General features: G+C 48.1%; 10 protein-coding genes. 9 read left to right on the top strand and 1 reads right to left on the bottom strand.

Annotated features, from left to right (window positions below):
- The first annotated feature begins 25 nt into the window (after positions 1 to 25).
- The 6 genes from OS145_RS12240 (at position 26) to OS145_RS12215 (ending at position 7,460) form a co-directional block, all read left to right on the top strand.
- Entirely contained in the window at positions 26 to 1,492 is a 1,467-nt protein-coding gene (locus OS145_RS12240) for an MFS transporter (protein ID WP_006956837.1), read from the top strand.
- 45 nt (positions 1,493 to 1,537) lie between these two features.
- Positions 1,538 to 2,152, top strand: coding sequence for a single-stranded DNA-binding protein (ssb, locus tag OS145_RS12235; RefSeq protein WP_006956836.1), 615 nt, complete (start codon positions 1,538 to 1,540; stop codon positions 2,150 to 2,152).
- A 151-nt stretch (positions 2,153 to 2,303) separates the two neighbouring features.
- Positions 2,304 to 2,798 carry a MarR family transcriptional regulator gene (locus OS145_RS12230; protein ID WP_006956835.1) on the top strand — a complete coding sequence of 165 codons (495 nt, stop codon included), beginning with the start codon at positions 2,304 to 2,306 and terminating at the stop codon, positions 2,796 to 2,798.
- Positions 2,795 to 3,856, top strand: a complete 1,062-nt coding sequence (locus OS145_RS12225) for an HlyD family secretion protein (protein WP_006956834.1) — start codon at positions 2,795 to 2,797, stop codon at positions 3,854 to 3,856. Before OS145_RS12230 ends, OS145_RS12225 begins: the two co-directional genes overlap by 4 nt.
- A gap of 13 nt (positions 3,857 to 3,869) precedes the next feature.
- On the top strand, positions 3,870 to 4,895 hold the full coding sequence (locus OS145_RS12220; protein WP_006956833.1) for a DUF2955 domain-containing protein: 1,026 nt from the start codon (positions 3,870 to 3,872) through the stop codon (positions 4,893 to 4,895).
- A 99-nt stretch (positions 4,896 to 4,994) separates the two neighbouring features.
- Positions 4,995 to 7,460: a putative bifunctional diguanylate cyclase/phosphodiesterase gene (locus OS145_RS12215; RefSeq protein ID WP_006956832.1), complete on the top strand. Its 2,466-nt coding sequence runs from the start codon at positions 4,995 to 4,997 to the stop codon at positions 7,458 to 7,460.
- Here the strand turns inward: OS145_RS12215 and OS145_RS12210 are convergent.
- Positions 7,406 to 8,644, bottom strand: a complete 1,239-nt coding sequence (locus OS145_RS12210; RefSeq protein ID WP_006956831.1) for an adenosine deaminase family protein — start codon at positions 8,642 to 8,644, stop codon at positions 7,406 to 7,408. The genes OS145_RS12215 and OS145_RS12210 overlap by 55 nt on opposite strands.
- 77 nt (positions 8,645 to 8,721) lie before the next feature.
- On the opposite strand from OS145_RS12210, the gene OS145_RS12205 reads away from it, so the two are divergent.
- The 3 genes from OS145_RS12205 to OS145_RS12195 all read left to right on the top strand — a co-directional run bounded on the left by OS145_RS12205 (position 8,722) and on the right by OS145_RS12195 (position 12,142).
- The gene (locus tag OS145_RS12205; RefSeq protein ID WP_006956830.1) at positions 8,722 to 9,303 is read left to right on the top strand and encodes a thymidine kinase; all 582 of its coding nucleotides are present in this window, start codon (positions 8,722 to 8,724) and stop codon (positions 9,301 to 9,303) included.
- A gap of 70 nt (positions 9,304 to 9,373) precedes the next feature.
- Positions 9,374 to 10,405, top strand: a complete 1,032-nt coding sequence (gene pyrC, locus OS145_RS12200; RefSeq protein WP_006956829.1) for a dihydroorotase — start codon at positions 9,374 to 9,376, stop codon at positions 10,403 to 10,405.
- A 114-nt stretch (positions 10,406 to 10,519) separates the two neighbouring features.
- Complete coding sequence (locus OS145_RS12195) at positions 10,520 to 12,142, top strand: methyl-accepting chemotaxis protein (RefSeq protein WP_006956827.1); 1,623 nt, start codon at positions 10,520 to 10,522, stop codon at positions 12,140 to 12,142.
- Positions 12,143 to 12,237 lie beyond the last annotated feature (95 nt).

Here is a 12,237-nt window from a genome sequence, read left to right as displayed (position 1 = left end):
CTTTTTTCTCCGCGCATAGGCGTCAATGATTCAACCGAGTGAGCCGAGTATTATCGCACAGACTTGGGTATCTGGTACAATGCCCGCTCGGTCGTTCATAATAGCGAGCATTATGAGTCAGCAACAGTTAAATAGAACAGAAAAGCGCGCAGCGTTCGCACTTGCCTCCGTCTTTGGCATACGCATGTTGGGCCTGTTTTTGATCATGCCTGTCATGGCAATTTATGCCCACGAGTATCCGGATTACACACCCGCGTTGATGGGAATCGCTTTAGGAGCTTATGGTTTAACTCAAGCTTTTTTCCAAATTCCGCTGGGTATGTTATCGGATCGAATAGGGCGTCGTCCTATCATCGTTGGCGGCCTTTTGGTGTTTGCTCTAGGTAGTATGATTGCTGCGCAAGCAGATAGTTTGGTGGGGGTCGTCGTAGGTCGCGCCGTGCAAGGTATTGGTGCCATTGCAGCGGCTATTTTAGCGATGGCTGCCGATGTTTCACGCGATAATCAACGCTCGAAAGTCATGGCGATTATCGGTATGTGTATCGGCTTGGCATTTGCGCTAGCGCTGATTATCGGTCCGTTACTCGCCGACCATATTGGCTTACAAGGCCTATTTTGGTTTACTGCCGCGAGCGCCCTCGTGGGGATTGGCCTATTACTCGTCGCAGTGCCGAAAGCATTGACTAAATCAGCCCGTCGCGAGGCGTTGCCTGTTGCCACGGAACTTAAACATTTGGTGAGACACCGCCAACTTTGGTTACTCAATGGCGGCGTATTCGTACTGCACGCGGTACTCACGTCTTGGTTTATTAGCTTACCCACTTTATTAGCAGCGCATGAGATACGAACGGAATACCATGCCTTATTTTATTTACCGACCTTAGTGCTATCGATCGCGTTAATGGTGCCCATGATAATTCACGGCGCAAAAACCAATCAACATGTCACTTGGTTTAGGTTGTCGATTTTATTGTTGATGGTGGGTGCGACACTGATTACATGGTGGGGGGCTTCGCTGATTGTGATAGCCATCGCGTTGGTGGTTTTTTTCACAGGCTTTAACTTCTTAGAAGCGACACTACCTTCATTGCTTACACGTATTGCCCCTGCAGGCAGTAAAGGGAGCGCCAGTGGCATCTATTCGACCTGCCAGTTTAGCGGGGCGTTCGTCGGTGGCGCGCTAGGCGGTTGGCTCTTACAAACTTATCAGCTTAAAGGGATTGGTGTAGCGAGTTTAGCTATACTAGCGTTATGGTTTGTTTTGAGCCGTTTGATGCAAAACCCTAAAGCCGTAACAAACGTGGTGATTAGTTTGAAAGGGCTTGAGCAACAAACCCTTGATCAGTTTAATGACGCGCTACTTGGAATATCAGGCGTCGAAGAAGTTCGCTACGCGCCTGATGATGCTACAAGCTATTTAAAAGTTGATAAAAAGCAGTATGATGAGCATGCAGTCGAAGCATTGATCGAACGTCACAAATCGGCCCAATAGCGTGTTAAACTATTAAAAGAGAAAATTTTAGAACAGGAGAGAAATATGGCCAGTCGCGGTGTGAATAAGGTAATTTTGGTCGGTAACTTGGGCGCCGATCCTGAAGTTCGGTATACCCAGAACAGTACCGCTATTGCTAATCTCTCAATCGCAACCAGCGAAACGTGGAAAGACAAGCAAACAGGTGAACCCCGTGAACAAACTGAGTGGCACCGTTGTGTTGCTTATCGTCGCTTAGCAGAAATCGCCGGTGAGTATCTTAAAAAGGGCTCAAAAGTGTACGTTGAAGGTCGCTTACAAACACGTAAATGGCAAGGTCAAGACGGCCAAGATCGCTACACGACAGAAATCGTAATTAACGAAATGCAAATGCTCGATTCTCGTGGCGGCTCTGGCATGGGTCAAGGCCAAGGTATGAATCAGGGCATGAACCAAGGCATGCATCAAGGTATGAACCAGGGCATGAATCAAAACCAAGGCGGCAATCAGCCTGCGCCTAATCAGCAGAGCAATCCGAACCAAGGTTTTGGACAGCAGCAAGGTTTTCAAGGTGGCCAGTCAAACCAAGGCAATGCGATGCGTTCTAACCAAAATCAGCAGCCTTCACAACCAGAACCGTTTTCACCCGATAACGATTTTGATGACGATATTCCGTTCTAGGTCACGACTTCACTCGCTGTTTATCGAAAGCCCTCAGTCGAGGGCTTTTTTGTGTCTGTCTCTCCGATTAGACCCATCGAAATCACCTTAATTTACTTAGCTTGCTAACTTTGTTAATATACTTAGCAAGCTAACTAAATGAGATCAGGTTATGACACTCTCACAAGAGCAACTCAAACAACTGTCCGTGCCCGAACGTTTAGGACGGGTGGCACGGCAATGGCAATCTGTCGCAGATCGTGAACTGGCACCCTTAGGCTTAACTTACCCACGCTGGAGTGCGATGTGGAAGCTGGTGCGAATCGGTGATGGCGCAAGTCAAAAGCAATTGGCAGAGGCGTTGGAGATAGAACTCGCATCATTAATGCGAACGTTGACACAGCTAGAGCAACAGTCACTTGTTGTACGGCGCGTATGCCCAGACGATGGCCGCGCTAAGCGAGTTTATCTAACCGACGCTGGTCATGCGTTGGTGAAAAAGATGGAAGCCAAAATCCTAAAGGTACGTCGTACGCTGATGGCTGATATTGCCGACGAAGATATTGAAACGGTTAAGCATGTATTGGCGATAATTTCGCGTAACGCCCACCAAATGTGCAGTGAGCAAAAGAAGCACGACGATAAGCAAGGAGGTGACACACAATGACGGCTGATGAAAAATTCGCGAAGTGGGTTAAGCGAGCGCTTATTGGCTTTATCGCATTGTTTGCTTATTTCCTATGGGCTGATTTAGCGTTACCGCTCACACCGCAAGCAATGGTGACTCGCGTAGTCACTCAAGTTGCGCCGCAGGTTAACGGTACGGTAGAACAAGTGTTGGTTGACAATAATCAGTATGTGGATCCGGGCGACCCTTTATTTACGCTAGATCCTCGACCGTTTCGTTTGCAGTTACAGCAAGCTGAATTAGCTTTGCAACAGGCACAACAGTCGAACCGTCAACTGGATGCACAAATTCGTGCTGCTCAAGCAAAGCTAAAGTCAGCACAAGCGACTGCTGATGAGCAAAGTCGTGAGGCGCAGCGAATCAAAGACTTAGTGCAAGAAGGTAGCACATCGGAGCAAGCGTTTGATCAGGCGCAGAGTGCGGCGCTGCAAGCACAAGCGAATGTCGATGCGGTTAAATCGCAGTTAGAAAGCCTCAAAGTTCAGCGCGGTGACTCAGACAATGCCTACAACCTGCTTATTCAACAGGCTAAAAATGCGGTCGATAATGCCGAGCTGAACTTGAGCTATACCACTGTACGAGCGCAACACGCGGGTCGTGTAAGTAACTTAAAACTCAGCGAAGGTGTATATGCCCGACAAGGTAACCCATTACTGGCGTTGGTATCGCCTCACGCGGATATTGTAGCTGATTTTAGGGAAAAGAATTTGCGCCATGTAAAAAAAGGTCAGCGCGCATTGATTGTCTTTGATGCCGAGCCAGGTACCGTTTATGAGGCGACGATTGATAGCGTTGATGCCGGTGTTAACGCAGGTCAGTTGAGCGCGGATGGCACACTCGCACAACCGATTAACTCGAACCGCTGGGTGCGAGATGCCCAACGTATGCGTGTGCACCTGAGCCTTGCCAAAGGTATTGATAACCCCCGTCCAGCGGGCGCTAAGGCAACGGTACAAATTGTGCCCGATAGCCGCTTTAAAGCCGCCGTTGCACAAGCCCAAGTACGTCTACTGGGTTGGTTACATTACATTTACTAGCATGGGAGCAGCGATGAAACCGCTCGGATTAACTGAAAATGGTCTAAGGCAATGCTTGCGCATTGCCTTCGGGGCGTCCATTGGCTTCTTAGTCACCACGCTGTTTGATTTATCCTATGGTGTGTTCTTTACCGTACTGCCCATGCTCTTGCTGGGTTTAGTGCCGGTCATTAACGGACATGTGGCGCGCCAATTATTGGCCGCATCAGTCATGTGTGGGGTTGAAGTCGGTATCGTGGCGCAGTTATTAGGTGGGCACCCGGTACTCATGACGATGGTCGCATTTTTGTTGTTTCTGTATCGCTTTGCTTTCATGGCACGCGGCACTGCGTTTTTATTTGGCGCCAATGGTGTGTTGATGCTAAGCATCATGTTGCACTATGCGAGCTATCCAACTACCGACGTCAATAACCTCATTGCGAGTAATTTTTTCGCGTCATTGTTGGCTATCGCTATTGCTTTTATGATGCATACATTGATTCCCAACAAAGCAGAGCCCAGTGCGCCTCCCGTAGCGCCTGAAAAATCATCCAACCGCGTCCGTCATGAGGCGATTTTAGGTGCCACGGTGACAACCTTGTCATTTTTAGTCTTTCAGCTGTTTGATTTGCAAGACTCAATATCCGCGCAAGCAACCACTATTTTGGTGTTGTTCCCCATGCATTGGAATGGTGCGCTGACTTACGCGCGTAAACGCGCGATGGGCACGCTGATTGGCGTCATGTTTGGGCTTTCAGTACAGCTATTACTTTATGATTGGTACGACGCATTATGGCTTATTGTGCCCTTATTTTGGATTGGTGTGATGTTGTTTGCTCGGCTTCATGTGCTTGAGGCTTCCGGCGCTGGTGTCGGCTTTGGTGCGCTCACAACGTTAGGTATTCTTTTTGGGCAGTACTTATCGCCTACGCAAGATCTTGTGTATTCAGGTCTCTACCGGCTTAGTAGTACCTTGGTTGCGATTATTGCGGCAATGATGGTGTGTTATATCGTGCATAAGGCTTTGAATCAGTTTGTCGCAACGCGTTTTGGCAGTTAATGAAGAAAAAAGACCGCTGAGTGTTGATTAAATTTAGTGAAGCCGCATAATTCGCGTTAATGATATTTAATATCTGTTTTCAGCGATGGAGCGCCTCCCATGGCATCGATGTCAATTAAGTTTTTTCAACGACTAAGCACCCAAATCTCGTTATTGGTGGGCTTTGTTGGCGTTGCGATGTTTGTCAGTTTAGCAACCTTCACGATTACGGAACAGACGACTGAAAACAGACACGTGGTCGAACAAGAGGTTTTAACGACTGCGCGCATGATGCAGGCAACGTTCGATCGCGTGGTCCGTTATGAGCGCACCGATCTACTCCATGAAATTCTTTCCCAGCTACAAGACCAACCCAATGTTCTAGCCGCGTTTATCTACAACCGAGAGGGGCGTATCGAGTATGCCGCTGATCATCATTGGCTTGATAAACCCTTATATCAAGCATTGAATATCGCGCCGCAAACTTGGCATGAACTCAATGCAAACAGCGATATCACGCTACATCACGTTGAGGACCAAGGTCGCTTGATTGTTTACGTGCCGCTGACGGTATCTTCGGACTTTCCTGAATTTCGACCTTTCTCACTCATGATCGCGTTCGAGCAAAAGCATACCTTTTGGAGTGTGGCTCGGTCACGTATTACCACGTTGACAATTCAGCTCATTATCGTGCTGTTGTTGGTTGCACTTCTGCACCGATATCTGAATTACCGTATTAGTAAACGGCTTGGCTACATGCAAACCGGTGTTCAGGCGATGCGAGATGAGCAACAGCGGGTTGCTATTGACGTACGCGGCAAGGATGATATCGCGGCGCTGGCGCGTCAGGTTGAAGCGATCGCTGCCGAGCGTCATGCGCATTGGTCGAAACTTAAAAACCTAGAAACCGCCGTAGACCAAAGCAATGAGTGCATTATTATTACCGATGCCAAAGGTCAAATAGAGTATGTAAATAAGGCGTTTGAGTGGATTACCGGGTATCAACGAGACGAGCTGGTTGGCAGTAATCCCCGTATTCTCAAATCAGGTCTGACGCAACAATCGGTGTATCATGAACTTTGGGACACCCTTAACCAAGGTAAAACGTGGCGCGGTGAGTTGCTCAACCAACGCAAAGATGGGCGAGTTTATACGGTATATTCGATTATTACGCCGGTTTATAACGAACAGGGTGAATGTACTCATTATATTGCAGTTGAAGACGATATTACCGAGCGAAAAGCCGATGAGCAGCGGCTTCACTATATGGCTTATTACGAAACACTGACCGGCCTGCCCAATCGATTGCATATGACCCAAATCATCGACCAGGCACTCGCATCGTTAGAAGAGGGTGAACTGGGCAACTTGCTACTCGTCGACATTGATCGATTACAACAGATTAATGATGCGCGTGGCCATGAGTTTGGTAATCGCTTGGTCCAAGCTTTTGCTGAGCGAATGAAGCAGTGGACGGAGCAGCAGGGCGTGCAGCTCGCGCATTTGGGCGCTGACCTGTTTGCTGTTCTGTTCCCTCCGCAAGTTTCTAAACGCGAAGTGGCCAAAGAGAAGCTTTATGAGACCTGCGAGGCGTTGCTCACGGTCATCCGCAAACCGATCCCGCTAGACGGTGATGTACTGACCATGTCAGCAACCATAGGCGCGGTCGTCTATCCACAAAAAGGTGGTAATGCAGAACAATTGTTACGTCGTGCCGAAACAGCCCTGCATAAGGCAAAACGATACGGGGGCAATCACTTCGCCGTCTATCGTCAGCAATACGGAGAGGAGATTAAGCGGCAATTCGATGTTGAGAGAATGCTACGGCATGCGCTAAAAAACGATGAGCTTGATTTATATTTGCAGTCTCAGGTGGATGCGACGGGTAAAGTGGTCAGTGCCGAAGGCTTGGTACGGTGGCATCATCCAGAGCAGGGGCTCATTAGCCCGGGTGTATTTATACCGATTGCTGAACGCTCAGATTTGATTCTATCGATTGACCGTTGGGTACTGCAGCGTGCCGCACAGATTCTTGCTTCTAAGGAAATTGCTGAGAACCCCATTGATGCATTGTCAGTGAACATCTCTGCTCGACATTTTGTTCGGGGTGACTTAGTCCATGTCGTGAGTAAGTTGCTAGAAAACTATCATTTTAAGCCCCAGCAGTTGATGATCGAGGTCACCGAGGGCGTATTGATAGAAGATACAGATAAAGTCATCGAAGTCATGCGCGAGTTAAGCAAACTCGGCATCCGTTTCTCGATTGATGACTTCGGAACCGGCTACTCGTCGTTAGCGTATATCCAAAAGCTACCAGTGAGTGAGCTCAAGATAGACCAAAGTTTTGTTCGCAGTATGGGTGAGAAAACGACCCATGATGCGCTCGTTGAGACGATTCTCTCGATAGGTGAACACTTAGACTTACGCATGATTGCCGAGGGTGTTGAAACAGAGCATGAGGCGCGCTTTTTGACCGAGCGCTGCCCCACGATTGTTATGCAAGGGTATTTATTCGCTTATCCTGTTCCCGCTCAAGAGTGGCTGGCGTCTTTTAGTCCAAATTGTTCAACCACACGATCAAAGTAAGCTAAGTTTTTCTTCGCATACTCGCGCTTAGCCACATAGTCGCCTGGGAAGAAGTTCTTTTTAAAACCGTAGGCGACCATGTCTTTTAGACGTTTTAGCGAGATATCAAAATTATCGACAGCTAATTGATATTCGTTGCTGACGGTCGTGCGCGATACCAATCGGTTATCGGTACAAATAACCGTAGCTAGACGGTTGTCGAGCATATGCTTAAAGTTGTGGTTCTCGATACCACCGATGCTTGGGTTGGTTTGAAGATTACTGGTAAGGCAAACCTCAACAGCAATACGGCGATCGGCAATATATGAAGCTAAGTTTTCGCCATACGCTTTAGGATCTTCAATCGACGGATCCTCGGTCATTTCAGGCGAGAATAACGAGTAGCCATGACCTAGACGATCCGCGTGGCACTGTGTGAGCGCTTCGAAGATACTTTCCGCGCCATAGGCTTCACCCGCGTGTACGGTTTTTAACAAGAAGTTTTCGTGGGCGTATTCGTACACATCTTTGAACTGTCTTGCCGGATAGCCGATTTCTTGTCCTGCGATATCTAAACCGACGATAGGTAAGCCTTCATCGTCGCGCATTCTGACGCTGGCGCGTACCAATTCCATCGCCGCCGTGCGAATCACTTGCATCGGTTCAAAGTCGCGTAGATGTTGGAAGAGCTGAGTATAGTAGGGTGAGAAACCTTTCTTACCGAACATGCGCATGGCGCAGTTGATGATGCCATAGTCAAAGGGTGGCTTTTCGCCTTGTTGCACAGTCGGCTGTTGGTTGTATTCGTTTTTAGCTCGCTTTAAACCATCGTTGACCACATGCATGATGGTATCAAAAGTCACACCTGCAGCTGGATTCATTAATAACTGAGGGGCAAAGCGAACCTCGATATAGTTGACACCTTCTTCCTGGTTATCGATAGCAAGCTCGTAGGCGGCTTGTTCGAGGTTTTCGAGGTTGCGGAGCGCTGCACAGGTATATTGAAAGCCGTTTAAGTACTCACCTAAATTGTTGTAGTGAGACTTAAAAACCTGATCAAATAACCCTTCTTCTGTATAACTGGGGAGTTCGATACTGGCGCGTTTAGCCATATCAATGAGGCTTGATGCACGTAAGCTACCATCTAAGTGCAAGTGAAGATCAGCTTTAGGAATGGCCTTGATAAAATCGGCAGGGTATTGCATATCGAAAACTCCTCGGTAACATTTGCTTGGCATTATTTTGGCACAGAATTGACTTGGATAATAAAAAGAATCCCACTATGGCATCACTTTATTTTACCTATTCGGCGATGAATGCCGGCAAAAGCACCTCGTTATTACAGGTGGCACATAACTATGAAGAGCGTGAGCAGCAAGTGTTACTCATGACCCCCGCGATTGATAACCGCGCAGGACAGGGGAAAATTGCCTCACGTTTAGGTATAGCGCGTGATGCCCTCCAGTTTACGCAGGGCTGTGATCTCGTTGAACTGATTTTAAAGCAGTACCATCAGCGTCGAATTGACTGTGTTTTGCTTGATGAGGCGCAATTTTTAACGGAACAACAAGTTTGGCAGCTAACGACCATTGTCGATACACACAATATTCCGGTCATGTGCTACGGCATCCGTACCGACGCTTTTGGTGATGCGTTTCCTGGTAGCGCTGTACTGCTCGCCGTCGCGGATAAACTGGTTGAAATGAAGACGATTTGTCATTGTGGACGCAAAGCAACGATGTCGCTTCGGGTGGACGAGCACGGCAATGCTGTGAAAATGGGTCAACAAATTGCGATTGGTGGCAACGACCGCTATATCTCATGTTGTAGAACCCATTGGAAAGAAGCGATGGGTATTCGTTAACGAGGTTCTGTTGCTGACTTGACGAACACAGTATACTAGGGGTGTGTATTCGCTTCCATGAGGTAACTTGATGAACTCAATTACGATCCGCCGCCCCGATGATTGGCACTTACACTTACGCGATGAAGAAATGCTGGCGACTACAGTGCCGCATTCTGCTGAAGTGTTTCACCGTGCTGTGGTTATGCCCAACTTAGTACCCCCGGTGACAACCGTGTCTGCCGCGTTAAGTTATCGTGAACGCATCATGGCCCAGCTCGGCGCGGATCAGCGCTTTGACCCTCGTATGGCACTTTATTTAACAGGCGAGACGACGGTCGAAGAAGTAAAAAAAGCAGCCACTGAAGACAAAGTCATCGGCTTTAAACTCTATCCTTCAGGCGCAACCACTAACTCAGCCTCTGGCGTAAAATCAGTCGAAGCTTTAGCCCCCGTACTCGAAGCGATGCAGGCGCACGGTGTGCCGTTGCTGGTTCATGGTGAAGTGACCGACGCTGATATCGATATTTTTGACCGCGAGAAAGTGTTCATTGAGCGTCATTTGATCCCGATTACTCAGCAATTTCCTGAGCTGAAGTTGATTTTGGAGCACATTACGACCGGTGACGCAGTCGACTTTGTGACTTCGGCTCATGACAATGTGGCGGCTACGATAACCCCTCAGCATTTGTTGATGAATCGCAATCATCTGTTAGTGGGGGGAGTGCGTCCGCACAACTATTGCTTACCGATTTTAAAACGTCGTGAGCATCAGGAGCGTTTACAAAATGCGGCTTTATCGGGGAGTGCCAAATTCTTTCTAGGAACAGATTCCGCGCCGCATGTAAAAGCCAACAAAGAGACCGCATGTGGCTGCGCAGGCTGCTATTCGGCCCCTGCTGCAATTGAACTCTACGCGGAGTTTTTTAGTCAGCATAATGCGCTCGATAAGTTAGAGAATTTTAGTTCGGTGTTTGGCGCGCAGTTTTATCAACTACCATTGAATGAAGAGCGCTTAACCTTAACGCAGGACACTTGGCAAGTACCTGAGCAAGTCGCAACCGCGACAGGGCCTATTGTACCTTACTATGCCGGTCAAACGTTGCACTGGAAGCGTTCATAATAAGCGCGTTTGACCGCAGCCCTGAGTTTACTATGACATTTCTCAGGGCTGAAGTTATCTTTTGATTGACCGATACTAGATTAAGTATTCTTAATTTTGGTATTGGTCAAGCCCATGAAACTAACCCACAAGCTGTACACGGCATTTGCTGCCATCCTCCTAGTCCTCGTTGTATTGATCACAACGACGCTATTCAGTATTCGATCACTCGTAAACACAACTTCTCAAGCAGAGCAAACGTTTACTGTTATTACTGTTGCGGAAGATTTGGTTAAGCAATTATTGCTGATTCAAAGCGGTCAACGTGGCTATGTCATCAGTGGAAACGACGAGGACAAGGTGCCCTATGATGAAGGAAAGGCACACCTGTCTAAATCATGGGAACAGCTAAAACAACTTAGCCAGAGCTCATCGGCGCAATTAAAACGTTTAGAAGAGTTTAATGAGCTGTACCAGCGCTGGCTAGAAGAAGCGATGGAACCGGTTATCTCAATACGGCTGCAATACGGTCCTGGAGCGATGGGCTTGGACCAGGCTGCATATCTTGTAAAACAAGGTCGTGGCCGCGAAGACATGCAAGCGATGCGTGAGTTAATGGATAGCTTTATCGCTTTTGAGCGCACGCAACTCACGGAACGCCATGCAGAGGCCGATCAGGCGAGCCTATTGGCGGAATGGACAACATTATTGGGTGGTTTAGTGGTGGCACTTGTTGCGATTGGTTCGGCTTGGACATTCAAAAAGCAACTTCAGAATCGTTTGGCCGATGCGCAACAGGCGATTGATGCCATTGCCGACGGGCAATTAAACTATCGAATTACCACGGACGGTAAGGATGAAATAGCGCAGGTGCTCACGACCTTAAAGTCGATGCAAGACAAGCTGAAAGCGATGCTAAATAACATCCGACACGCCGTTAATGAGCTGAATGATTCCAGCGGCGTGGTGGCGAGTACCGCCGAACAATTGTCTGCATCTTCGGATGAACAAACACAAGCATCTGATTCGGTTGCGACTGCGATACAAGAATTAAGTGCGAGTATTGAGCAGGTGTCAAACAATGCCGAGCAAGCACGAAGTATTGCTCATCGCTCGAGTGAGGAAGCCCGCGAGAGCAGTACGGTCATTGAGCAGATGACACAAGCGATGGATCGTATTAACCAAGCTGTCACGCAAGCTTCACAACGACTGACTGAACTTGATGCTCAGTCAGAGAAAATTAACGATATTGTGTCGGTTATCAAAGGTATCGCTGATCAAACAAACTTGCTGGCGTTAAATGCAGCGATTGAAGCGGCTCGTGCGGGCGACCAAGGACGGGGCTTCTCAGTTGTAGCAGATGAGGTCAGAAGCCTGGCACAACGTACTGCAGAGTCAACGGATGAGATTGAACACATGGTTGGAGAGATTCAACGCGGTACGCAAAGTAGCGTTAAGCAAATGAAGCATGGCGTCAGTGAAGTCGAGGAAGGCGTTGAACTTGCGGACATGACTGGACAAGCAATGAGACGGATACGCGACAGTTTTAATGACGTGATGCAGGTCGTACAAGAGATTAGCGAAGCGTTGAATGAGCAGAACCGTGCCAGCGATGAGGTCGCTGAAACCGTTGAGCGATTTGCCGGTATGGCGCAACAAAACCAAGAAGCGACACGCCATTCAAGCGGTACTGCGCACACTTTGCAGTCACTGGCGGCAAAACTCGAACAAACGGTGAAACGTTTTTCTTTAGATTAGTGAGAGGATAATCAAAAAACGGGGAAATAACGCGCATTTTTGTTCCAAAAGGCGTATGTGGTTTGATAACATAAACAAAAAATAAACAAAGGAAT

This window comes from Idiomarina baltica OS145, from assembly GCF_000152885.1.
Lineage (GTDB): Bacteria > Pseudomonadota > Gammaproteobacteria > Enterobacterales > Alteromonadaceae > Idiomarina > Idiomarina baltica.
The sequence above is the reverse complement of the archived record's forward strand: the minus strand, read 5'-3'. Positions and strand labels throughout refer to the sequence as shown.

Bases quoted from the DNA above. Each gene is read 5' to 3' on its own strand.
- OS145_RS12240 (WP_006956837.1), top strand. From the start codon at position 26: ATGATTCAACCGAGTGAGCCGAGTATTATCGCACAGACTTGGGTATCT.
- ssb (WP_006956836.1), top strand. From the start codon at position 1,538: ATGGCCAGTCGCGGTGTGAATAAGGTAATTTTGGTCGGTAACTTGGGC.
- OS145_RS12230 (WP_006956835.1), top strand. From the start codon at position 2,304: ATGACACTCTCACAAGAGCAACTCAAACAACTGTCCGTGCCCGAACGT.
- OS145_RS12225 (WP_006956834.1), top strand. From the start codon at position 2,795: ATGACGGCTGATGAAAAATTCGCGAAGTGGGTTAAGCGAGCGCTTATT.
- OS145_RS12220 (WP_006956833.1), top strand. From the start codon at position 3,870: ATGAAACCGCTCGGATTAACTGAAAATGGTCTAAGGCAATGCTTGCGC.
- OS145_RS12215 (WP_006956832.1), top strand. From the start codon at position 4,995: ATGGCATCGATGTCAATTAAGTTTTTTCAACGACTAAGCACCCAAATC.
- OS145_RS12210 (WP_006956831.1), bottom strand. From the start codon at position 8,644: ATGCAATACCCTGCCGATTTTATCAAGGCCATTCCTAAAGCTGATCTT.
- OS145_RS12205 (WP_006956830.1), top strand. From the start codon at position 8,722: ATGGCATCACTTTATTTTACCTATTCGGCGATGAATGCCGGCAAAAGC.
- pyrC (WP_006956829.1), top strand. From the start codon at position 9,374: ATGAACTCAATTACGATCCGCCGCCCCGATGATTGGCACTTACACTTA.
- OS145_RS12195 (WP_006956827.1), top strand. From the start codon at position 10,520: ATGAAACTAACCCACAAGCTGTACACGGCATTTGCTGCCATCCTCCTA.